This is a genomic window from Streptomyces sp. DSM 42067 (assembly GCF_055792885.1).
This window is the reverse complement of record NZ_CM147706.1, coordinates 6,564,567-6,586,018: the sequence shown is the minus strand read 5'-3', so window position 1 is coordinate 6,586,018 and position 21,452 is coordinate 6,564,567. Positions and strand designations below refer to the sequence as shown.

The 21,452-nt window shown below is 69.3% G+C and carries 22 protein-coding genes; 9 read left to right on the top strand and 13 right to left on the bottom strand.

Translation table 11 applies throughout. From position 1 onward, the window contains the following. The first annotated feature begins 136 nt into the window (after positions 1 to 136). The 3 genes from ACSMXV_RS29920 to ACSMXV_RS29910 all read left to right on the top strand — a co-directional run bounded on the left by ACSMXV_RS29920 (position 137) and on the right by ACSMXV_RS29910 (position 2,132). On the top strand, positions 137 to 1,342 hold the full coding sequence (locus ACSMXV_RS29920) for a serine hydrolase domain-containing protein (RefSeq protein ID WP_473174266.1): 1,206 nt from the start codon (positions 137 to 139) through the stop codon (positions 1,340 to 1,342). A 107-nt stretch (positions 1,343 to 1,449) separates the two neighbouring features. After that, the gene (locus ACSMXV_RS29915) at positions 1,450 to 1,728 is read left to right on the top strand and encodes a type II toxin-antitoxin system Phd/YefM family antitoxin (RefSeq protein WP_181655733.1); all 279 of its coding nucleotides are present in this window, start codon (positions 1,450 to 1,452) and stop codon (positions 1,726 to 1,728) included. Then, a complete protein-coding gene (locus ACSMXV_RS29910; protein WP_473174265.1) occupies positions 1,725 to 2,132 on the top strand; it encodes a type II toxin-antitoxin system VapC family toxin in 408 nt (135 codons plus the stop codon). The genes ACSMXV_RS29915 and ACSMXV_RS29910 overlap by 4 nt, the downstream gene beginning before the upstream one ends. Before the next feature lie 57 nt (positions 2,133 to 2,189). On the opposite strand, the gene ACSMXV_RS29905 is transcribed toward ACSMXV_RS29910, so the two are convergent. Next, positions 2,190 to 3,629 carry a gamma-aminobutyraldehyde dehydrogenase gene (locus ACSMXV_RS29905; protein WP_473174264.1) on the bottom strand — a complete coding sequence of 480 codons (1,440 nt, stop codon included), beginning with the start codon at positions 3,627 to 3,629 and terminating at the stop codon, positions 2,190 to 2,192. A 164-nt stretch (positions 3,630 to 3,793) separates the two neighbouring features. Between ACSMXV_RS29905 and ACSMXV_RS29900 the strand changes: the two genes are divergently transcribed. From ACSMXV_RS29900 to ACSMXV_RS29880, 5 genes are all read left to right on the top strand, one after another. Beyond that, positions 3,794 to 4,360 carry an Lrp/AsnC family transcriptional regulator gene (locus tag ACSMXV_RS29900; RefSeq protein ID WP_473174263.1) on the top strand — a complete coding sequence of 189 codons (567 nt, stop codon included), beginning with the start codon at positions 3,794 to 3,796 and terminating at the stop codon, positions 4,358 to 4,360. Further along, complete coding sequence (locus ACSMXV_RS29895; RefSeq protein WP_473174262.1) at positions 4,345 to 5,724, top strand: aspartate aminotransferase family protein; 1,380 nt, start codon at positions 4,345 to 4,347, stop codon at positions 5,722 to 5,724. Before ACSMXV_RS29900 ends, ACSMXV_RS29895 begins: the two co-directional genes overlap by 16 nt. Positions 5,725 to 5,903: 179 nt before the next feature. Further along, the gene (locus tag ACSMXV_RS29890) at positions 5,904 to 6,641 is read left to right on the top strand and encodes an ABC transporter ATP-binding protein (protein ID WP_473174261.1); all 738 of its coding nucleotides are present in this window, start codon (positions 5,904 to 5,906) and stop codon (positions 6,639 to 6,641) included. Then, the gene (locus ACSMXV_RS29885) at positions 6,623 to 7,786 is read left to right on the top strand and encodes a hypothetical protein (protein ID WP_473174260.1); all 1,164 of its coding nucleotides are present in this window, start codon (positions 6,623 to 6,625) and stop codon (positions 7,784 to 7,786) included. Before ACSMXV_RS29890 ends, ACSMXV_RS29885 begins: the two co-directional genes overlap by 19 nt. A 177-nt stretch (positions 7,787 to 7,963) precedes the next feature. Then, positions 7,964 to 8,371 carry a VOC family protein gene (locus ACSMXV_RS29880; RefSeq protein ID WP_473174259.1) on the top strand — a complete coding sequence of 136 codons (408 nt, stop codon included), beginning with the start codon at positions 7,964 to 7,966 and terminating at the stop codon, positions 8,369 to 8,371. Between the two features lie 89 nt (positions 8,372 to 8,460). Here ACSMXV_RS29880 and ACSMXV_RS29875 read toward each other — a convergent pair whose 3' ends face one another. From ACSMXV_RS29875 to rpsB, 10 genes are all read right to left on the bottom strand, one after another. Then, positions 8,461 to 9,528, bottom strand: coding sequence for an ABC transporter ATP-binding protein (locus tag ACSMXV_RS29875; RefSeq protein WP_473174258.1), 1,068 nt, complete (start codon positions 9,526 to 9,528; stop codon positions 8,461 to 8,463). A gap of 8 nt (positions 9,529 to 9,536) precedes the next feature. Next, complete coding sequence (locus ACSMXV_RS29870; RefSeq protein WP_473174257.1) at positions 9,537 to 11,243, bottom strand: ABC transporter permease; 1,707 nt, start codon at positions 11,241 to 11,243, stop codon at positions 9,537 to 9,539. Then, positions 11,219 to 12,286: a thiamine ABC transporter substrate-binding protein gene (locus tag ACSMXV_RS29865; RefSeq protein WP_473179103.1), complete on the bottom strand. Its 1,068-nt coding sequence runs from the start codon at positions 12,284 to 12,286 to the stop codon at positions 11,219 to 11,221. Before ACSMXV_RS29865 ends, ACSMXV_RS29870 begins: the two co-directional genes overlap by 25 nt. 348 nt (positions 12,287 to 12,634) lie before the next feature. Next, positions 12,635 to 13,741, bottom strand: a complete 1,107-nt coding sequence (rlmN, locus tag ACSMXV_RS29860; RefSeq protein WP_473174256.1) for a dual-specificity RNA methyltransferase RlmN — start codon at positions 13,739 to 13,741, stop codon at positions 12,635 to 12,637. Between the two features lie 78 nt (positions 13,742 to 13,819). Then, positions 13,820 to 13,996, bottom strand: coding sequence for a hypothetical protein (locus ACSMXV_RS29855; RefSeq protein ID WP_473174255.1), 177 nt, complete (start codon positions 13,994 to 13,996; stop codon positions 13,820 to 13,822). Between the two features lie 39 nt (positions 13,997 to 14,035). Beyond that, positions 14,036 to 15,178 carry a phosphatidate cytidylyltransferase gene (locus tag ACSMXV_RS29850; protein WP_473174254.1) on the bottom strand — a complete coding sequence of 381 codons (1,143 nt, stop codon included), beginning with the start codon at positions 15,176 to 15,178 and terminating at the stop codon, positions 14,036 to 14,038. Further along, positions 15,178 to 15,735 (bottom strand): ribosome recycling factor, encoded by a 558-nt coding sequence (gene frr, locus ACSMXV_RS29845; protein WP_181866548.1) that lies wholly within the window; start codon positions 15,733 to 15,735, stop codon positions 15,178 to 15,180. Before frr ends, ACSMXV_RS29850 begins: the two co-directional genes overlap by 1 nt. Positions 15,736 to 15,885: 150 nt before the next feature. Continuing rightward, positions 15,886 to 16,653, bottom strand: a complete 768-nt coding sequence (gene pyrH, locus ACSMXV_RS29840; RefSeq protein ID WP_181655720.1) for a UMP kinase — start codon at positions 16,651 to 16,653, stop codon at positions 15,886 to 15,888. Between the two features lie 180 nt (positions 16,654 to 16,833). Then, a complete protein-coding gene (gene tsf / locus ACSMXV_RS29835; RefSeq protein ID WP_181655719.1) occupies positions 16,834 to 17,670 on the bottom strand; it encodes a translation elongation factor Ts in 837 nt (278 codons plus the stop codon). Positions 17,671 to 17,845: 175 nt separating this feature from the next. Then, positions 17,846 to 18,751, bottom strand: a complete 906-nt coding sequence (gene rpsB, locus ACSMXV_RS29830) for a 30S ribosomal protein S2 (RefSeq protein WP_181655718.1) — start codon at positions 18,749 to 18,751, stop codon at positions 17,846 to 17,848. Positions 18,752 to 19,325: 574 nt separating this feature from the next. Here rpsB and ACSMXV_RS29825 point away from each other — a divergent pair. Continuing rightward, positions 19,326 to 19,799: a M23 family metallopeptidase gene (locus ACSMXV_RS29825; protein WP_473174253.1), complete on the top strand. Its 474-nt coding sequence runs from the start codon at positions 19,326 to 19,328 to the stop codon at positions 19,797 to 19,799. A 93-nt stretch (positions 19,800 to 19,892) separates the two neighbouring features. Here ACSMXV_RS29825 and ACSMXV_RS29820 read toward each other — a convergent pair whose 3' ends face one another. Beyond that, positions 19,893 to 20,450: a TetR/AcrR family transcriptional regulator gene (locus ACSMXV_RS29820; protein ID WP_473179102.1), complete on the bottom strand. Its 558-nt coding sequence runs from the start codon at positions 20,448 to 20,450 to the stop codon at positions 19,893 to 19,895. Between the two features lie 120 nt (positions 20,451 to 20,570). Continuing rightward, positions 20,571 to 21,407 (bottom strand): RNA polymerase sigma factor WhiG, encoded by an 837-nt coding sequence (gene whiG / locus ACSMXV_RS29815; protein WP_181655717.1) that lies wholly within the window; start codon positions 21,405 to 21,407, stop codon positions 20,571 to 20,573. Positions 21,408 to 21,452 lie beyond the last annotated feature (45 nt).

The following is a 21,452-nucleotide window of genomic DNA, read 5'->3' as shown; positions in this document are numbered from 1 at the left end:
GTTCACCCGGACAGAACGCGGGGGCCGGGCCCTCCTCGGCGACGATCCCCACCGCCCCGAAGATCGTGAGGATGAGAGCCGTCCACTCGCCCCTGCAGCCCGCACATGCCGGGCAGCCACACATCGGGAGTCGTCCATGAAGCCACGCAGCCTCCGTACGAGTGGGAGAGCCCCCGTCGCCCTGGCCGCCGTCTCCGCGGTCCTCACGATCGGCCTCGCGGCCGGCCCGCTGACCGCGCCCGCCTTCGCCGCCTCCCCCGCCTTCGGCGCCTCCCCCTCGCTCGCCGCCTCCCCAGCCACAGCAGCCGCACCCTCGCAGGTCGAACGTCCACGCGCCAACGGGCTGCGTGGGGCCCTGGCCGGCCTTCCGGACGCCGACGCGACCGCCGCACTGATCCGCGTCGGCGGTATGGACGGCATCTGGCGGGGCAGCGCCGGGGTGGCCGACGTGCGGACGGGCCGCAAGGCCCTGGAGAACGGCCGCTTCCGGGCCGGATCCACCACGAAGGTGGTCACGGCGGCCGTGGTGCTGCAACTGGCCGCCGAGGGGAGGATCGACCTGGACGAGCCCGTCCAGACCTACCTTCCGGGCCTGCTGACAGCGGACTTCAAGCCCATCTCCGTACGGCAGCTGCTCAACTTCACGAGCGGATTGCAGCCGGGCGCCTCGCTGGGCGGATCCGTCGAGGAGGAGTATCCGCACCGCTTCGAGACGCTGACGCCCGAGGCAGTCGTGGCCTCGGCCGTCGCCAAGGGCCCGGCGGCCGATCCGGGCACCACGCAGGAATACGGGAACATCCACTACACGGTGCTCGGCATGCTCATCGAGAAGGTCACGGGCGACTCGTACGAGCACCAGGCGGCCGTCCGGATCTTCCGGCCGCTCGGCCTGCGGCACACGTCCTTCCCCGCCGGCCCCGACCCTCGTATCCATGGCCCGCACAACCGCGGCTACGAGGAGATGGACGGGACGCTGGTGGACGTCACCGAGTGGAACATGTCGGACCGATGGGCGGCGGGCGACATGATCTCGACGACCGCGGATCTGGAGCGGTTCCTCGTCGCTCTGTTCCGTGGACAGGTGGTGCCGGAGCCGCAGTTGGAGGAGATGTTCACGGTTCCGGACGTGCCGGGCGCGACGATGGGCGCGGCTCTGGAGCGCTTCGTGATCGACGGCAGGGAGGTGTGGGGCAAGAGCGGAGCCCGCCCCGGCTACAACACCGGCATCGCCGCGACCCGCGATCTCTCCACGACGCTCGTCTACTCGGTCAACGGCACGCACGCCAAGGAGGCCGGCCTGGCGATCGCGCAGCGCTTCGCTTTCCCCGCGTTCACGCGGTGAGGGCCGCAGCGGGCTGGGGGGGCAGCGCCTCCAGCCGCCCGGCCGATCTCACTCGTCCAGGCGAAAGCTCCCTTCCAACGTAGAACAAGACGTTCTACGCTGACACCATGGACCGCATCCCTGTTCGTGAGCTCAACCAGAACACCAGCGCCGTGCTCGCCCGGGTGCAGCGCGGCGAGTCCTTGGAGGTGACCGTGAAAGGTACTGCCGTGGCCCGGTTGGTTCCGATCACGACGACGCAGTCCCTGCTCGACCGGCTGGTCGCGGAGGGCCGTGCAACCGCGCCGACCACAAGCGGTCCAGTCCCGATGCCACCGACTCTGGGCGACCCCGCGGTGGAGGCCGCCGCCGAACTGGCCGCGATGCGCGACGAGGAGCGCTGGTGATCTATCTGGACTCGGCGGCGGTCGTGAAGCTGGTCCGCCGAGAGCACGCCTCCGGCGAACTCAACACCTGGCTGAACGAGCGGCCGAACGAACCGCTGGTCGCCTCCTCACTCGTCGAGGTGGAGGTGCCGCGCGCGCTGCGCCGGGCCTCCCCACAGGCCCTCGCGGGAGTGCCGGGCGCCCTGACGCGGTTGTACCGGCTGGAGATCGATCAAGCCGTACGGGCCACCGCCGCCGCGTACAGCGACCCCCATCTGCGCTCACTCGACGCCATCCACCTGGCCACCGCACAGCTCCTCGCCGGCCAGCCGGGGGCCGAACCGCTCACCTTCGTCACGTACGACCAGCGGTTGCTCAAGGCCGCCGAATCAGCGGGCCTGAACGTCGCCGCGCCCGGCGCCTGAACTGCGCGGCCCCGGACAGGAGAAGCCCTGTCCGGGGCCGCGTGATGGACACAGCCGTCAGCCGTCCAGCGACGTCATCACGTGCTTGATCCGCGTGTAGTCCTCGAACCCGTACGCCGACAGGTCCTTGCCGTAGCCGGACTGCTTGAAGCCGCCGTGGGGCATCTCGGCGACCAGCGGGATGTGCGTGTTGATCCAGACGCAGCCGAAGTCCAGGGCCTTGGACATGCGCATCGCGCGTGCGTGGTCCTTCGTCCAGACCGAGGACGCGAGGGCGTACTCGACGCCGTTCGCGTACTGGACGGCCTGGGACTCCTCCGTGAAGGACTGGACGGTGATGACCGGGCCGAAGACCTCCTTCTGGATGATCTCGTCGTCCTGCTTCACACCGGACACCACGGTCGGAGCGTAGAAGTAGCCCTTGTCGCCGACCCGGTGGCCGCCCGCCTCGACCTTGGCGTGCGCGGGGAGCCGGTCGATGAAGCCGGAGACCTGGGCGAGCTGGTTGGGGTTGTTCAGCGGGCCGAAGAGCACGTCCTCGTCGTCCGGCTGGCCGGTCTTCGTCTCGGAGGCCGCCTTGGCCAGCGCGGCCACGAACTCGTCGTGGATCGACTCGTGGACGAGGACGCGGGTCGCGGCCGTACAGTCCTGGCCGGCGTTGAAGAAGCCCGCGACGGAGATGTCCTCGACGGCCTTGGCGATGTCGGTGTCCTCGAAGACCACGACGGGCGCCTTGCCGCCCAGCTCCAGGTGGACACGCTTGACATCCTTGGAGGCGGACTCGGCCACCTGGATGCCCGCCCGTACGGAACCGGTGATGGAGGCCATCGCCGGGACCGGGTGCTCGACCATCATGCGGCCGGTCTCACGGTCGCCGCAGATGACGTTGAAGACGCCCTTGGGCACGACCGAGCCGATGATCTCGGCGATCAGGACCGTGGACGCCGGGGTGGTGTCCGACGGCTTCAGGACGACCGTGTTGCCCGCGGCGAGCGCCGGGGCGAACTTCCACACGGCCATCATCATCGGGTAGTTCCATGGCGCGACCTGCGCGCAGACGCCGACCGGCTCGCGGCGGATGATCGACGTCATGCCCTCCATGTACTCGCCGGCCGAGCGGCCCTCGAGCATCCGGGCCGCGCCCGCGAAGAAGCGGATCTGGTCGACCATGGGCGGGATCTCTTCGGTGCGGGTGAGGCCGACCGGCTTGCCGGTGTTCTCGACCTCGGCGGCGATGAGCTCCTCGGCCCGCTCCTCGAACGCGTCCGCGATCTTGAGGAGGGCCTTCTGGCGCTCGGCCGGCGTGGTGTCGCGCCAGGCCGGGAACGCTGCCGCGGCGGCGGCCATGGCGGCGTCGACGTCCGCTTGCCCCGACAGCGGCGCCGTGGCGTACGCCTGGCCCGTCGCGGGGTTGACCACCTCGGTGGTCCGCCCGTCGGCCGCGTCCCTGAACTCTCCGTCGATGTAGTTGCGCAGACGACGCAGTTCGGTGGTCACTGCCGGACCCTCCTGTCAGATGTCCAATGGGTGAGACACCCACCCTAGGTCCGTTCACCGACGTTTTCAACACACCCGACCAGAGCCAAGTACGGATTCCGTGAATCACAGACCCGTAAACAACGGATTTCATCGGTTCGGCCTTGCGGAAGTGACGAGTCCTCGTGCACAGTGAGCTCGTGGCCAGTCGAAGTGCAGACCCCAGTGACCCCAGGACCGCGAAGGATTCCGGGAGCTCGAGGTACTCCAGCAGCTCCAGGGACTCCCGGAGCGGAAACGGATCGCCTCAGCTCGACGCCGTCTCCCTCGCCATCATCGAACAGCTCCAGGAGGACGGCCGCCGGCCGTACGCCGCCATCGGCAAGGCCGTCGGTCTCTCGGAGGCCGCCGTCCGCCAGCGGGTGCAGAAGCTGCTCGACCAGGGTGTCATGCAGATCGTCGCCGTCACGGACCCGCTCACCGTGGGCTTCCGCCGGCAGGCGATGGTCGGGATCAACGTCGAGGGCGACCTGGACCCTGTGGCGGAAGAACTGACTGCCATGTCGGAAGTCGAGTACGTGGTGATGACGGCGGGCTCGTTCGACCTCCTGGTGGAGATCGTCTGTGAGGACGACGACCACCTTCTGGACGTCATCAACAAACGCATCCGGGCCATTCCCGGAGTGCGCTCCACCGAGAGCTTCGTCTACCTCAAGCTCAAGAAGCAGACCTATATGTGGGGAACCCGATAGCCGTGAGCAAGGACCTCAGCAAAGCCGCGTACGACCACCTGTGGATGCACTTCACCCGCATGTCCTCGTACGAGAACGCGCCCGTGCCGACCATCGTGCGGGGCGAGGGAACCTACATCTACGACGACAAGGGCAAGCGCTACCTCGACGGCCTGGCCGGCCTGTTCGTGGTGCAGGCGGGCCACGGCCGCACCGAGCTCGCCGAGACGGCCTTCAAGCAGGCGCAGGAGCTGGCCTTCTTCCCCATCTGGTCGTACGCCCACCCCAAGGCGGTCGAGCTCGCCGAGCGCCTCGCGGGCCACGCACCCGGTGACCTCAACAAGGTCTTCTTCACCACCGGCGGCGGCGAGGCGGTCGAGACCGCCTGGAAGCTCGCCAAGCAGTACTTCAAGCTGCAGGGCAAGCCGACCAAGTACAAGGTCATCTCGCGGGCCGTCGCCTACCACGGCACCCCGCAGGGCGCCCTGTCCATCACCGGCCTGCCCGGCCTGAAGGCCCCCTTCGAGCCGCTCGTCCCGGGCGCGCACAAGGTGCCGAACACGAACATCTACCGCGCCCCGATCTTCGGCGACGACCCCGAGGCCTTCGGCCGCTGGTGCGCCGACCAGATCGAGCAGCAGATCCTCTTCGAGGGCCCGGACACCGTCGCCGCGGTCTTCCTGGAGCCGGTGCAGAACGCCGGCGGCTGCTTCCCGCCGCCGCCCGGCTACTTCCAGCGCGTACGCGAGATCTGCGACCAGTACGACGTGCTGCTCGTGTCGGACGAGGTCATCTGCGCCTTCGGCCGCCTCGGCACGATGTTCGCGTGCGACAAGTTCGGCTACGTCCCGGACATGATCACCTGCGCCAAGGGCATGACGTCCGGCTACTCCCCCATCGGCGCGTGCATCGTCTCCGACCGGCTCGCCGAGCCGTTCTACAAGGGCGACAACACGTTCCTGCACGGCTACACGTTCGGCGGCCACCCGGTCTCCGCCGCCGTGGCGCTCGCCAACCTCGACATCTTCGAGCAGGAGGGCCTCAACCAGCACGTGCTGGACAACGAGGACGCCTTCCGGGCGACCCTGGAGAAGCTGCACGACCTGCCGATCGTCGGCGACGTCCGCGGCAACGGCTTCTTCTACGGCATCGAGCTCGTCAAGGACAAGGCCACCAAGGAGTCCTTCACGGACGAGGAGTCGGAGCGCATCCTCTACGGCTTCGTCTCCAAGAAGCTCTTCGAGTACGGCCTGTACTGCCGCGCCGACGACCGCGGTGACCCGGTCATCCAGCTGTCGCCGCCGCTGACCGCGGACCAGGCGACGTTCGACGAGATCGAGTCGATCATCCGCCGGGTGCTCACGGAGGCCTGGACGAAGATCTGATCCGGTCGTCCCCCGGTTCCCATGGCCCGGGTGCCCCTTTTCGAGTGAGAAGGGCGCACCCGGGCCGTGTGCTTCCCAGGACCCCCGGCTCCGAACCCTACGGTGCAGTAACCCATCGGTCCCGCCTTCGTTCCCCCGTGCGGGGGACGCGACAACCGAACTGAACCGAGGTGTTCGCCATGGTGGCCCCGCCGGACAACGACGTGATCTGGGCACGTTCCCTGCACTTCTCCCACAACGGTTCCCCCGCGCTGGCCGGTGTCTCTGTCGGCGTCCGCGAGCGTGAGATCCTCGCCGTCGTCGGCCCCCGCGGCAGCGGAAAGACGACGCTGCTGCGGTGCCTGTCCGGCCAGTTCGTGCCCGAGCAGGGCGAGGTCTGGTTCAACGGCGCACCCGTGCACAACATGAGCCCGATCGTCCGGGAGCAGCTGCGGCGCGAACGGTTCGGCTGGATCGACCCGGTCCCCCATCTCGTACCGGAGCTGAAGGCCTGGGAGAACGCGGCGCTGCCGCTGATGCTGCGCGGCATCTCACGCCGTATCTCCAGGACCGCCGCCCTGGAGTGGCTGGAGCGCCTGGACATCGAGGAGTGCGCCCCCAAGCGGCCGCATGCCCTCCTGCAGGCCGAGCGGCAGCGCATCGCGATCGCCCGTGCCCTGATCACCACGCCGACCGTGCTCTTCGCCGACGAGCCCACCGCGCCGCTGCACCGCGCCGACCGCGCCCAGGTCCTGCACACGCTGACCGCCGCGGCCCGCTCGCACGGCATCACGGTCGTACTGGCCACGCATGACCCGGGGATCGCATCCGTCGCGGACCGCACGGTGTCGCTGCTCGACGGGCGGCGCGTGAACACGGTCAACCTGCCCACTGACGCCGACGCGGAAGGCTCTGCCGCGTGCTCGCTCTCCGTCTAGCCCGCGGCGCCAGGCCCCTCGTCCAGCTCAGCAGACTGCTGGTCTCGGTCGCCTCCGCCGGCACCGGTTTCCTGCTGCTGTGCGCGCTGGGGTACGCGATGGGGCATCCCGAAGCGCCCACGGAATCCGCCGCCCGTCTCGCCTGGTGCATGGTGCCGCTCGCCGCCACCGTGTACTTCGCCGTCTCGGTGGCCCGCAGCGACCCGGGCGCCCGCCCCCGCACCGGGCTCTCGGCGATCGGGCTCGGCCCGGTCCGGCTGATGATGCTGGCGGTGACGTCCACCACGCTGGCCTGCACCCTCGGCTCGCTGCTGGCGCTGCTGTTCTTCCTGCATCTGCGCGGCGATCTGACAGGGATGCCGTTCGACGGTGCCGCGGCCGAACTCCTCGCCGCCCACCAGCCCTTGCCGGTACCCGCCGTGATCACCCTGCTCGCACTCGTCCCCTTGACCGCGTCCGTCGCTGCCGTCTTCGTTCTGCGCCCAGGTGCCCGCAAGGCCACAGAGACACCCGAACCGATCGGGCCGCGGGCGCCGCTGCCCGCCCCGGGCGGGCTGTCCTGGGGAGTGGCCCTGCTCGCCGTCGGCCTCGCCGCGGAGATGTACGCCGGTCCCCGCACCGGTGCAGCCGGTCTGCCGGGGGCGGGAGGTCTCGGCGGCAGCTCCACAGGAGCGATCGTCGGCTGGTGCCTCACCGCACTCGGTCTTGCGCTGTCCGGGCCGGGCCTCACTCATCTGTGCGGCCGGATGCTGCAGGCGGTGCGGCCCGGTGCACTGCGGATGCTCGCGGGCCGTGTGCTGCAGACTGAGGCGCAGCGCATCGGACGGCCGCTCGGCCTGGTGTGCGCGGTGGCCTCTGGGCTGTACGCCGTCGGCCGGCTGTACGGCGGGGATCAGCTGGAAATCGGTCCGCTCACCCTCCTCGGGGCGCTGGTGGTCGCGGTCTGCGCCGTCGCGACGCTACTGACGGCCGCGGTGGAGTCCAGGCAGTTCCACGCGGACACGACGGCGGCCCTGACACAGATGGGTGCGCCCGCGAAGATGCTGCGCGGGGCGGCGTCGCTGCGAGCGGGCACGCTGTTCGTCGTGTTCGGGCCACTGACCTGGGCGGTTGCGGAGCTGTCGGCGGTCCCGCTGATGTCCTGAGCGAGGCCGCTGTCATTTCCCGAGCGAGGCCGCTGTGATGTCCCGAGCGAGGCCCCTGTGGTCTCCCGAGCGAGGCCGCTGATTTCCTGAGCAAGAAAGTGCCCGGCACCGATGAGTTCTGTGCCGGGCCCCGGTCTATCCCTCCGTACCGCACCTCACACAACGGGAGAGACCCTGATGTACCAGCAGATGATCTTCGTGAACCTGGCAGTGAACGACGTCGACGCCTCGAAGAAGTTCTTCACGGAGCTCGGCTACACGATCAACCCCCAGTTCACCACCGACGACTGCGCCTGCGTGGTGATCAGCGACACGATCATTGCGATGCTCCTGAGCAAGCCGCGCTACCAGGACTTCACGAAGAAGGAGATCGCCGACTCGACGAAGACCAGCGAGGTGCTGCTCTGTCTGAGCGCCGAGAGCCGCGAGAAGGTCGACGAGCTGGTCGAGACGGCGGTGGCGGCCGGCGGTTCGGTGTCGGGCGAGACACAGGACTACGGCACCATGTACGGCCGGGCGTTCGACGACCTCGACGGTCACACGTGGGAGGTCATGTGGATGGATCCGTCGCAGGTCCAGGGCTGACAAGGCTGACAGGGCTCACAGGGTGGTCCTGCCGCGGCAGGAGCCCGGCAGGCTTCGGGGGAGGCTTCGCGTCCGCACGTACCGCAGGATCACCGCAGCACGACGATCTCCTGCGCGTCGAACGCGACGCCGACCTCGGCTCCGGGCTCCGGCGCGTCCCGCAGCGCGCACGCCGCCTCCAGTCGCGGCGCGTCCCGCGGCTGGAGATGTACGGCGACATGGGTGCCGCGGAAGGTGCGTGCTGCCACCGTGCAGACGAGCCCTTCGCGCGGGGGCACGAGCCGGACCCCCGCGGGGCGCACGAGCAGCTTGCAGTCGCCCTGCGGGGTCCCTTCGGGTACGGGCACCTTGCCCCAGGGGGTGTCCGCGGACCCGGTGCCGACCGTCGCCTCCACCACGTTGTCGAAGCCGAGGAAGCGCGCGACGAACTCGTCCACCGGGTTCTGCCACACCTCGAGCGGCGTACCTGACTGGGCGATCCGCCCGTCGCGCATCACCACGACCCGGTCGGAGAGCGCGAAGGCCTCACCCTGGTCGTGAGTGACGGCCAGCACGGTGGTGCCCAGCTCTGTGAAGAGCTCGCGGAGTTCGACGACGAGGCGTTCGCGCAGGGACCGGTCGAGCTGGCCGAGCGGCTCGTCGAGCATGAGCAGGCGGGGGCGGGGCGCCAGTGCGCGAGCCAGCGCGACCCGCTGCTGTTCGCCTCCGGACAGCGCGGCCACAGTGCGCGGGGACGCCCCGGGCAGGCCCACGAGCTCCAGCAACTCCTTGACCCGTACGTCCTGTTCGGCCCGCGAGGCGCCGTGCATCCGGAGCCCGAAGGCTACGTTGCCGCCGACGTCCCGCTGCGGGAACAGCTGGTGGTCCTGGAACATCAGTCCGACGCCCCGCCGGTGTGCGGCCACCCCGGACTGGTCGCGGCCGTCCAGGAACACCCGGCCCGAGTCCAGGTCCTGCAGCCCGGCGACCACCCTCAGCAGCGTCGACTTGCCGCTGCCGCTCGGCCCTAGCACGCACACGATCTCGTGCTCGGCGACATCGAGATCGACGGAGTCGAGCGCGGCGCGCGCGCCGAATCGAACGGTCGCCCCCTCGAGCCGCAGCAGGGCCTGAGCAGCGCCGGATGACACGGCAGTGGTTTCAGTGGATTTGGACACCGGCGGCATCAGAACTCCCCCGTGGAAGCCGTGGAAACGGTCCGGACACGTTCGAGGAGCAGCAGCGACACAGCGCACACCACCATCAGGATCGTCGAAAGGGCCATCGCCTGGCCGTAGTTGAGCTCCCCCGCGCGTCCCAGGAGCCGGGCCACGGCGACCGGCAGCGTCGGGTTGTCGGGCCGCGCGATGAAGACCGTGGCGCCGAACTCGCCCAGGGACACGGCGAAGGCGAAGCCGGCCGCGACGAGCAGCGCCCGCCGCACCATCGGCAGGTCGACCTCGCGCCACACCCGCCAGGGCGAGGCCCCGAGCACGGCCGCCGCCTCCCGCAGCCGTTCGTCCACCGCTCGTAGGACGGGCAGCATGGTGCGTACGACGAAGGGCACGCCGACCAGCGCCTGGGCGAGCGGCACCAGGATCCAAGAAGCGCGCAGATCCAGCGGTGGTTCGTCCAACGCGATGAGGAAACCGAAGCCGACGGTGACGGCCGAGACGCCGAGCGGCAGCATCAGCAGCGCATCGAACCCGCGTACGAAACGGCCCGCGCGTCGGGTGAGGGCGGCCGCGGCCAAACCGCCGATCAGCACGGCGATGGCCGTCGCCGCGAGCGCGTACTGCAGGGAGTTCCCGACCGCGTCGACGGGCGGCACGAGGAAGGCGCCGCCGTCTGCCGAGGTCAGCGCCCGGAAGTACGTGAAGCCGTAGCCGTCGGGTCCCTTGAACGACCGTTGGACCAGCACTCCGAGCGGCAGCAGGATCAGCGCGGCGATCGTGAGCAGGACTCCGCCCAGGAGTGCTCGCTGTCCGGCGCCGCGCGGCCTGTGCGTGGTACTGGAGGCGTCCACCAACCGCAGCGCGGCCTCCCGGCGGCGCACCGCCCAGGCATGGATCGCGAGAATCGCGCCGACCGCGGCGAACTGCACAAGCGTCAGCACCGCGGCCGTGGAGAGGTCGAAGATCTGCGACGTCTGCCGGTAGATCTCCACCTCCAGGGTCGAGTACGCAGGGCCGCCCAGGATCTGGACGATGCCGAAGGACGTGAAGGTGAAGAGGAAGACCATCAGCGAGGCGGCGGCGACGGCGGGCGCGAGCGCGGGCAGCGTCACCTTCCGCCAGGCCGCGAACCGCGAGGCGCCGAGGACCCGAGCGGCCTCCTCCTGGCGCGGATCCAGCTGGCTCCACAGCCCGCCGACTGTGCGGACGACCACCGCGTAGTTGAAGAACACGTGCGCGAGGAGAATCGCCCAGACCGTCGTGTCCAGGCGCACCCCCCACATCTCGTCGAGCAGCCCGCCCCTCCCCAGCAGCGCCAGGAACGCCGTGCCGGCCACGACGGTGGGCAGCACGAACGGCACGGTGACGACCGCCCGCAGCACCTGCTTGCCGGGGAAGTCGAACCGCGCGAAGACATACGCCGCCGGGAGCGCGATCAGCAGGGTGAGCGCGGTCGATGCGAGGGCCTGCCAGGTCGTGAACCACAGCACGTGCCGGATGTCCGGCTGGCTCACGACCTCGGCGATACGGCCGAACTGCCAGGCACCGTCGACCTTGAGGCCGCGCGCCACGATCGCCGCCACCGGGTAGGCGAAGAAGGCCGCGAAGAACGCGACGGGCAGGGCCATGAGGCCGAGCCGCGCGAGGCTCCCGCGGACCGGGCTCAGGCCGAGACGTCGGCCCTTACCGGCCCTTACTTCAGTACGAGCGACGTCCACGACTTGACCCACTGGTCACGGTTGTCGGCGATCGTGTCCGGCGCCATCGTCTCCGGATCGTCGACCTTGACGGCGTACTTGACGAAGTCCGCGGGCGCCTGGGCGTCCTCCCGCACAGGGTCCACGAACATGTTCAGCGGCATGTCCTCCTGGAACCTCTTGCTGATCAGGAAGTCCAGCAGCGCCTTGCCGCCCTCCTCGTTGGCCGCGTTGCCGAGCAGCCCGGCGAACTCGATCTGCCGGAAGCAGGTGCCGGTCGCAACACCCGTCGGCGCGGTCTTCGGCTGCGGGTCGGAGTAGATGGCCTCGACGGGCGGCGACGAGGCGTACGAGACGACCAGCGGCCGGTCGCCTCCGGCCTGCTTGCCGCCGGCCGAGCCGGAGAACTCCTCGTTGTACGCCTGCTCCCAACCGTCGACGACCTTGACGCCGTTGGCCTTGAGCTTCTTCCAGTAGTCCTGCCAGCCGTCGTCGCCGTAGTGCGCGGCGGTGCCGAGCAGGAAGCCGAGGCCGGGCGAGGACGTCGAGGCGTTCTCGGTGACCAGGAGGTTCTTGTACGCGGGCTTGGTCAGGTCGTCGAAGGACTCCGGCGGGTCCAGCTTGTGGTCGGCGAAGTACTTCTTGTCGTAGTTGACGCAGATCTCGCCCGAGTCGATCGGCGTGACGCGGTGCTTGTCCTTGTCGAGCTGCACGTCCTCGGCGACGGATTCGAGCCCCTTGGCCTCGTACGGCTGGAAGAGCCCGTTGTCGAGCGCGCGGGAAAGCAGCGTGTTGTCGACCCCGAAGAACACGTCGCCCTGCGGATTGTCCTTGGTCAGGATCGCCTTGTTGACGGCCTGCCCGGCGTCGCCGTCCTTCAGCACCTTGACCTTGTAGCCGGACTGCTTCTCGAACTCCTTCAGTACGTCCTTGGACGCGGCGAAGGAGTCGTGGCTGACGAGCGTCACGGTTTTCGACTCCGCCTTGGCGGACTGCCCGTCGGAGCCGCCGCACGCGGAGAGCGTGAGGAGGCCGAGTCCTGTGGCCAGGCTGACGGCCGTGATCTTCTTACGGGTGACCTTGCCGGTGACCTTGCTGGTGCTCACCTTGCCGGTGCTCACTGAGCTCACTGAGTTTTTCCTCCTGGGATGACCAGGAAGAGACGCGGCCCTGCCCACGGCCCCTCAGGGTCCGCGGGCAGGGCGCAACAGCTTGAGTAGAGACCGAACTTCCTACCCGGAATGACCCGGGCGAGGTTCAGAGGGTCTGCGGCCCACCGGTTCCCCGGCTGCCGCACTCTCAGCGCTGTGGCGCTCCCCTGTCGGAATATGAAGATGTCGATGTGGAGACATCGGCCTTGGATTCGCCAGGCAACGGATCCGTATGCGGATGCCGGAGCCCAGAGTACCGGTCTAGCGTTCGGACGCAGCCAGCTGTCCGCAGGCTCCGTCGATCTCCTGACCGCGGGTGTCCCGGATGGTGACCGGCACACCGTGCGCCTCGATGGCGGCCACGAAGGCCTTCTCGTCCTCGGGCCGCGACGCGGTCCACTTCGACCCGGGCGTCGGGTTCAGCGGGATCAGGTTCACATGCACCCGCTTGCCCTTGAGCAGCCGACCGAGCAGATCACCGCGCCACGCCTGGTCGTTGATGTCCCGGATCAGCGCGTACTCGATCGAGATACGACGGCCGGACTTCGCCGCGTACTCCCAGGCGGCATCCAGGACCTCGCGCACCTTCCAGCGCGTGTTGACCGGTACGAGGGTGTCGCGCAGCTCGTCGTCGGGCGCGTGCAGCGACACGGCGAGGCGGCACTTGAAGCCTTCGTCCGCGAAGCGGTGGATCGCGGGGACCAGGCCGACCGTCGAGACGGTGATGCCACGCTGGGACAGACCCAGGCCGTCCGGCTCGGGATCGGTGAGCCGCCGGATGGCGCCGACCACGCGGTTGTAGTTGGCGAGGGGCTCGCCCATGCCCATGAAGACGATGTTGGACAGCCGTGCCGGACCGCCCGGTATCTCGCCGTCCCTGAGCGCCCGCATGCCGTCCACGATCTGGTGCACGATCTCGGCCGTCGACAGGTTCCGGTCGAGGCCGGCCTGTCCCGTGGCGCAGAACGGGCAGTTCATGCCGCACCCGGCCTGCGACGAGATACACATGGTCACCCGGTCCGGGTAGCGCATCAGCACCGACTCGACGAGCGTGCCGTCGAACAGGCGCCACAGCGTCTTGCGCGTCGTGTCGTCGTCACAGCTGATGTGCCGCACAACCGACATCAGCTCGGGCAGCAGCGCGTCCTGCAGCTTGCCGCGCGAACCGGCGGGGATGTCGGTCCACTCCGCCGGGTCGTGCGCATACCGCGCGAAGTAGTGCTGCGAGAGCTGCTTGGCGCGGAACGGCTTCTCGCCGATCGCGGCGACGGCCTCCTTGCGCTCGGCGGGCGTGAGGTCGGCGAGGTGCCGCGGGGGCTTCTTGGCTCCGCGGGGGGCGACAAAAGTGAGTTCTCCGGGCTTAGGCATGGCCGTACCAGTGTCGCAGATCGAATGGTGTGGCCCGGGCCGCCCGGTTCCGGCCCCGGCACCACGTCGGCCATCCGCTCAGAAGATGCCGCCGACCACCCCGACGACCCACGCCCCGTAGCTCTTCCAGCGGTGGGAAACGCGGCAGTACAGGCGCGGCTTCCGCCGCCCGGCCTGGTCGATGAGCGTGTCGCACCACCGGCACGGCAGGTCGCCGTGGTACCTGCCGTCGTCCCCCAAACGTGCCCTCCCCATGAGCTGGACCTTATAGGCCCGCCCATGAGGCGGTCTACGTCAGCCGGCGCCCACGAACAGCACCAACAGCAACCACACCACCGGAGCCGTCGGCAGCAGCGAGTCCAGCCGGTCCATGATCCCCCCGTGGCCCGGGAGGAGCGTGCCCATGTCCTTGATGCCGAGGTCCCGCTTGATCATCGACTCGCCGAGGTCGCCGAGCGTGGCGCTCGCCGCGACCGCGAGGCCGAGCAGCAGCCCCTGCCACCAGGTGCCGCCGTCGATCAGGAACTCCATGCACAGCGCGCCGGCCGCCATCGCGAACGTCACCGCGCCGACCAGGCCCTCGCGCGTCTTGCCAGGGCTGATGCGCGGTGCGAGCTTATGGCTGCCGAAGCGCCAGCCGATCGCGTACGCCCCGGTGTCGCTGACCACCGTCAGCAGCAGGAACGTCAGCACGCGCCACGGCCCGTCGTCCGCGGTGAGCATCAGCGAGACGAAGGTCGCGAGGAACGGCACGTAGAAGGCGGCGAAGGCACCCGCCGTGACATCCCTGAGATAGCCGTCGGGCGGTTCCGTCATCCGCCAGACCAGGATGGCGAGCGCCGTGAGCGCCATCGCGACCCAGGCGCCCTCGGCACCACGGAGATACCCGGCGACGACCATCGCCGCGCCGCCGACTGCGAGCGGGACCAGGGGCGCCTTGATGCCCTTGCGCTCCTTGAGCCGCTTGGTGAGCTCCCACAGGCCTACGACGACAGCGATCGCTATGACGCCGACGAAGACGGCCTTGACGATGAACAGGGACGCGAGGATCACCGCGCCGAGACCGACACCGACGCCTATGGCCGCACTCAGATCGCGACCCGCGCTCTTCTTCTGCGGTGCGGGGACGGGCTGTGGGGCGCTGGGCATGGGCTCCTGCGGCTTCTGCGGCTGCTGCGTGTTCGTCTGCGGCGTCGGCGTCGGCACCTCGTCGCGGAACAGGGGGCCGCTCAGCCGCGCGGCCCCCCGGTCGTCATCCTGGTCTCCGCCACTCGCGGGTACGTCGGACACGATGGGCATGGGGCGGGTTTCCAGCGGAGGCTGGGCGCCATACGCATCGTACGCGGGACCCGCCGGGGCGGCTCCCGCGACAGGCCCCTGGCCGGGAGGCCCCCAGTACCCGGCTTGTGGTGGCGCGCCCCAGGAAGAGTCGTTCATCAGACCTCGAGCAGCTCTGATTCCTTGTGCTTGAGCAGCTCGTCCACCTGAGCGACGTACTTCGCGGTGGTGTCGTCGAGCTCCTTCTCCGCACGGCGGCCCTCGTCCTCGCCGACCTCGCCGTCCTTGATCAGCTTGTCGATGGCGTCCTTGGCCTTACGGCGGACCGAGCGGATCGACACCTTGGCGTCCTCGCCCTTGGTCTTGGCGACCTTGATGAACTCCTTGCGGCGCTCCTCGGTGAGCTCCGGGAAGACCACTCGGATGATGCTGCCGTCGTTGCTCGGGTTGACGCCCAGGTCGGAGTCGCGGATGGCCTGCTCGATGTTGCGCAGCGCGCTCTTGTCGAACGGGGTCACCACGGCCATCCGCGGCTCGGGCACAGAGAACGAGGCCAGCTGGTTGATCGGCGTCATCGCGCCGTAGTAGTCGGCCACGATCTTGTTGAACATCGCCGGGTGCGCACGGCCCGTGCGGATCGCGGCGAAGTCCTCCTTGGCGACCACGACGGCCTTCTCCATCTTCTCCTCGGCCTCGAGGAGGGTCTCTTCGATCACCACTTGCTCCTGCGTGTCTTGAGTGGGCCCGGCATCCAGTGGGCGGCCGGCTGCGTCGCGTCTCTTTCCTGCACGGTGTCCGACCGGCAGGGCTTTGTCCATCCCCTCACGGGGTCGTCCCGGGATCAAGGCCCGGTCGCGTCCCGTGGATCAGGCCCGGGCACCCTGGTCGCCCACGAGCGTGCCGATCTTCTCACCCTTGACGGCCCTCGCGATATTGCCCTCCGTGAGGAGTTCGAAGACGAGGATGGGCAGCTTGTTGTCCCGGCACAGGGTGATGGCGGTGGCATCGGCGACCTTCAGGTCGCGGGTGATGACCTCGCCGTAGCCGAGGGCGTCGAACTTCACCGCGTCCGGGTTGGTCTTGGGGTCCGAGTCGTAGACCCCGTCCACACCGTTCTTACCCATCAGCAGCGCTTCCGCGTCGATCTCGAGGGCGCGCTGGGCTGCGGTGGTGTCGGTGGAGAAGTACGGCATGCCCATACCGGCGCCGAAGATGACCACGCGGCCCTTCTCCAGGTGGCGCACGGCCCGCAGGGGGATGTACGGCTCCGCGACCTGGCCCATGGTGATGGCCGTCTGGACGCGGGACTGGATGCCTTCCTTCTCCAGGAAGTCCTGCAGGGCGAGGCAGTTCATGACCGTGCCGAGCATGCCCATGTAGTCCGAACGGGCCCGGTCCATGCCGCGCTGCTGCAGTTCGGCGCCACGGAAGAAGTTGCCACCGCCGATGACGACGGCGATCTGCGCGCCCTCACGGACGACGGCCGCGATCTCCCGGGCCATTTTGTGCACCACGTCGGGGTCGACGCCCAGTCCCCCGCCGCCGGCGAACGCCTCACCGGAAAGCTTCAGCAGAAATCGGCCGGGCACTTTGCCGTCGTCGCTCTTCTCGCCCTTGTCGGCCCTGGTGGTCATGGAGATCTCCTCGTGGTGCACATACCAAGAAGGCCATTGCCGGTGGGGTGTGGTTCGCAACCCATGCTCGGCAATGGCCTCCTCGTCAGCTCTGCCGTCGCCCGTCGCGCACGCGCGCGTGGCGTACGCGGACGACTGCTGTCGACCCTAGCGGGGTCTTCCGTCGATCGCGGTACGGACTCAGATGCCGACCTTGATGCGCGAGAAGCGCTTCAGGGTGACACCGGCCTCGTTCAGGATCTGCTGGACCGACTTCTTGTTGTCGAGCGCGTACGGCTGTCCCAGGAGGGTGGCCTCCTTGAAGAAGCCGTTCACACGACCCTCGACGATCTTCGGCAGGGCGGCCTCGGGCTTGCCCTCGGCGCGGGTCGTCTCCTCGGCGACGCGGCGCTCGGTCTCGACGACCTCGGCCGGGACGTCCTCGCGGGAGAGGTACTTCGGCGCGAAGGCGGCGATGTGCTGCGCGACGCCCTTGGCGACCTCGGCGTTCTCCTTGTCGAGCTCGACGAGGACACCGATCTGCGGCGGGAGGTCCGGCATCGTGCGGTGCATGTACGCCGTGACGTAGCCGCCCGAGAACTGCGCGAAGCGGTCCAGGACGATCTTCTCGCCCAGGTTGGCGTTGGCCTCGTCGACGAACGCCTGAACGGTCTTGCCGGGCTCGATCTCGGACGCGAGCAGCGCCTCGATGTCGGCCGGGGAGGTCTTGGCGACGTGGGCGGCCAGGGCGTTCGCGGCGGCCTGGAACTTCTCGCCCTTGGCGACGAAGTCGGTCTCGCACTTCAGCTCGACGATGACACCAGAGGTGTTGTCGTCGGCGATGAGGGAGACGACGGCGCCGTTCTCAGCGGAGCGGCCCTCGCGCTTGGCGACGCCCTTCTGGCCCTTGACGCGGAGGAGCTCGACGGCCTTGTCGACGTTGCCCTCGGCCTCGTCCAGCGCCTTCTTGCAGTCCATCATGCCGGCGCCGGTGAGCTCACGGAGCTTCTTGACGTCGGCGGCGGTGTAGTTCGCCATGAGTCTGTGAATCTTTCTCGAAGTCTGGAAGATCGAAGATCTGCGGGTTCTACGGGTTTCTACGGTGCCGCGGTCTCCACGCGTGTGCAGATCCGTGACTCGCCGCTGATCTACGGGTGAACGGCGGGAGCGGGCTGTGTAACGCCGCTCCCACCGTCAGCAACCGAACCTGGGGTCAGGCCTGCTCGGCGTCCGCGGCCGGAGCCTCGGCAGCGGCCTCGGCCGGCTTCTCGGCCTCGGCGGCCGGAGCCTCAGCGGCCGGAGCCTCGGCGGCAGGAGCCTCAGCGGCCGGAGCCTCGTCGGCCTTCTTCTCGCCCTCGAGCAGGTCGCGCTCCCACTCGGCGAGCGGCTCGCCCGCGGCCTTCTCGCCCTTGGCCTCGGCGGCGGCACCGGAACGGGCGATGAGGCCCTCGGCGACGGCGTCGGCGATCACACGGGTGAGCAGGGTGACGGAGCGGATCGCGTCGTCGTTGCCCGGGATCTTGTAGTCGACCTCGTCGGGGTCGCAGTTGGTGTCGAGGATGGCGACGACCGGGATGTTGAGCTTTCGGGCCTCACCGACCGCGATGTGCTCCTTCTTGGTGTCCACGATCCAGACGGCGCTGGGCACCTTCTGCATCTCGCGGATACCGCCGAGGGTCTTCTCCAGCTTGGCCTTCTCGCGGGAGAGGACCAGGAGCTCCTTCTTCGTCAGACCGGAGGCCGCGACGTCCTCGAAGTCGATCTGCTCGAGCTCCTTGAGGCGCTGCAGACGCTTGTAGACGGTCGAGAAGTTGGTGAGCATGCCGCCCAGCCAGCGCTGGTTGACGTAGGGCATGCCGACGCGGGTGGCCTGCTCGGCGATGGCCTCCTGCGCCTGCTTCTTCGTGCCGACGAACATGACCGTGCCGCCGTGGGCGACGGTCTCCTTGACGAACTCGTAGGCGCGGTCGATGTACGACAGCGACTGGAGCAGGTCGATGATGTAGATGCCGTTGCGCTCGGTGAAGATGAAGCGCTTCATCTTCGGGTTCCAACGGCGGGTCTGGTGACCGAAGTGGACGCCGCTCTCCAGCAGCTCCCGCATCGTGACGACGGCCATGGCCGTACTCCTTGAGTTTCTCGGTTGTGCCGCGTGTGCCGGACGGCACTCGCGCCTGACGCCCGCTGTACGCCGTGCCGCGAAGGACCGAGAGGCGCTGACACCGGCTTTCCTCTTTTGACGGAGGGGCCTGATATCGGGGCGTGCGAAGTCGACCCGGTGACCCGGATCGCCACCAGAAGTGTACGGGACCCTGGAGGCACCGGGTGACGCAGCTGTCCACAACCGGCCGGTACTCCACAGATCCCGGCCATGATCCCCGGGATCAGCAGGGGTGCGACACGGTTCTCGCATGCGATGGATGAGCAGGTTGTGGATGGCCATGGCGGTGGCGGTTGCGACTGCGGTGGTGGGTCTGCTGGGCGCGGTTGCGGCGCCCAGGGCGGGGTCCGGGACGGGGTCCGGGACGGGGTCCGGGACGGGCTTCGCGGAGGCAGCGACTGCGACCGCCGCGGGCGGGACCGTGGAGGCGGCCCGAGCGGTGCGCCGGGTCCAGAGTACTCAGGGCGTTCGGGGTGTTCGGGGTGTTCGGGGTGTTCCGGGCGTTCGTGGGCGGGCTGGGCCCGCCGAGCCGGTGCCCGCTGTGGCGGAAGTGTGGCCGGTGGGCGTGCGGCCCGTGGTCGTGCGTGGCTGGGAGCCCCCGGCGACGGAGTACGGCCCGGGTCACCGTGGCGTGGACCTCGCCGCTGCCGCCGGGGCGCCGGTGCGGGCTGGAGCGCCTGGCCGGGTGTCCTTCGCGGGCCGGGTGGCGGGCCGCGGGGTGATCGCCGTGGAACTGGACGGCACCGGCGACCCGCCCCTGCGGACCACCTACGAACCCGTACGGGCGGAGGTGGAGAAGGGCGACGAGGTGGTGGCCGGCCAGATCATCGGCACCGTGGAAGCGGGCGGCTCCCACTGCCCGGACACGGCGTGCCTCCACTGGGGGCTGCGGAGAGGCGACACCTACCTGAACCCGCTGTCGCTCCTGCCGCCGTGGCTGCTGAACAGGGGCCCCTCGCGGCTGCTGCCGGTGGCCGGGGTTCCGCTGCCCGCAGGGACGCAGTGAGTGAGCCGCCCTGAATGAGCCGCCCACGACACCCGAGCGGCCCAGCCATCTACGGGAAGCGCGGGCCGTGGACGCTGGATCACCCGGTCGAGGTCATCCCTGGACACCGCGCAGAGCCATCGTCACCGCGGCCTCGGTGATCGCAGCGGGGCTCTCGGCCACGCCGAGCTCGATCCGGCGCACCGCGGCATCGACGATGCCCTGAAGCAGCATCGCGGCCAGCCGCGGCTCCGCGTGACCCATGTGTCCGAGCGCCTCGACGATCATGGCGACGAGGCCCCCGTGTGCGGCACGGATCTTCTCCCGGGCACCTGCGTCGAGCTCGCTCGCGGAGATGGCGACGACGGCCCGGTGCCGCCGGTCCCCGACGAGTGCGAGCTGCGTCCGCACATACGCCTCAACCTTGCCCTCGGGCGCGTCGGCCTGCTTCATGGCCGACTCCACCTCGGCCGCCCACACGGGGAAGTCGACCTCGCAGAGCTCTTCGACGACCGCGGCGCGGGAGCGGAAGTACTCGTAGACGGATGACCTCGCCAACCCTGTGCGCTCGGCCAGAGCAGGGAAGGTCAGCGCCTCTGTACCGCCCTCGGACAGGAGGGACCGCGCAGCGTCCAGCAGGGCGCTGCGCTGCATCGACCGGTGCTCGGCCACAGAGGCCGCTCGAATCCTTGGCACGCATCCACTGTACGGACGCAGCGCGGGCCGAGGGAGACAACGGTACGCACACACCTACGGCAAACCCGGGAATGATCCGGCGTTTCGGACGTGCCGTCAGCGCCCGAAGCTCGCCAGCTTCGCTCTCAGCTGGAGCACGGACTTCGTGTGGATCTGGCTCACCCGGCTCTCCGTCACGCCGAGCACGTTGCCGATCTCGGCCAGCGTGAGGCCCTCGTAGTAGTAGAGGGTCACCACGGTCTTCTCACGCTCCGGCAGTGTGTTGATGGCCCGCGCGAGGAATCTCCGCAGCTCACGGTCCTCGGCCACCTCCACCGGGTTGTCGGCCGCGGTGTCCTCGAGCGTGTCCATGAGGCTCAGACGGTCCCCGCCCTCGCCCCCCACGTGCAGCAATTCCTCCAGTGCCACCACGTTGGCCAGCGACAATTGACTGAAAACCGCGTGCAGTTCCTCCACCGCGATGCCCATCTCCGCGGCCACCTCGTTCTCCGTCGGCGTCCGCCGCAGCTGCGCCTCGAGGGTTGCGTAGGCCCGCTCGACATTGCGCGCCTTCTGACGGACTGACCGCGGAATCCAGTCCAGCGCCCGCAGCTCGTCGATCATGGCGCCGCGGATGCGCGTGATCGCATACGTCTCGAACTTGATCTCGCGGTCGATGTCGAACTTCTCGATCGCGTCGATCAGGCCGAAGACCCCGGACGAGACGAAGTCCGCCTGCTCCACATTGGGCGGCAGGCCGACGCTCACCCGGCCCGCGACGTACTTGACCAGCGGCGAGTAGTGCAGGATCAGCTGCTCACGCAGCCGCTCGTCACCCGTCGCCTTGTACGACCTCCACAACTCGTCGAGCGACGAGGGGGCGGGAGGCCGCACGCTGCCGCGGGCAGCGGTGGGAACTGCCGCCCGGTCAGACCCGGAGGTGTGCTGGGGCATTCGTCGCCTTGTGCCGTTCTGCCGTGAACTGGGTGGGGCCGGGCT

Bases quoted from the DNA above. Each gene is read 5' to 3' on its own strand.
- ACSMXV_RS29920 (WP_473174266.1), top strand. From the start codon at position 137: ATGAAGCCACGCAGCCTCCGTACGAGTGGGAGAGCCCCCGTCGCCCTG.
- ACSMXV_RS29915 (WP_181655733.1), top strand. From the start codon at position 1,450: ATGGACCGCATCCCTGTTCGTGAGCTCAACCAGAACACCAGCGCCGTG.
- ACSMXV_RS29890 (WP_473174261.1), top strand. From the start codon at position 5,904: ATGGTGGCCCCGCCGGACAACGACGTGATCTGGGCACGTTCCCTGCAC.
- ACSMXV_RS29880 (WP_473174259.1), top strand. From the start codon at position 7,964: ATGTACCAGCAGATGATCTTCGTGAACCTGGCAGTGAACGACGTCGAC.
- rlmN (WP_473174256.1), bottom strand. From the start codon at position 13,741: ATGCCTAAGCCCGGAGAACTCACTTTTGTCGCCCCCCGCGGAGCCAAG.
- ACSMXV_RS29855 (WP_473174255.1), bottom strand. From the start codon at position 13,996: ATGGGGAGGGCACGTTTGGGGGACGACGGCAGGTACCACGGCGACCTG.
- ACSMXV_RS29850 (WP_473174254.1), bottom strand. From the start codon at position 15,178: ATGAACGACTCTTCCTGGGGCGCGCCACCACAAGCCGGGTACTGGGGG.
- pyrH (WP_181655720.1), bottom strand. From the start codon at position 16,653: ATGACCACCAGGGCCGACAAGGGCGAGAAGAGCGACGACGGCAAAGTG.
- tsf (WP_181655719.1), bottom strand. From the start codon at position 17,670: ATGGCGAACTACACCGCCGCCGACGTCAAGAAGCTCCGTGAGCTCACC.
- rpsB (WP_181655718.1), bottom strand. From the start codon at position 18,751: ATGGCCGTCGTCACGATGCGGGAGCTGCTGGAGAGCGGCGTCCACTTC.
- whiG (WP_181655717.1), bottom strand. From the start codon at position 21,407: ATGCCCCAGCACACCTCCGGGTCTGACCGGGCGGCAGTTCCCACCGCT.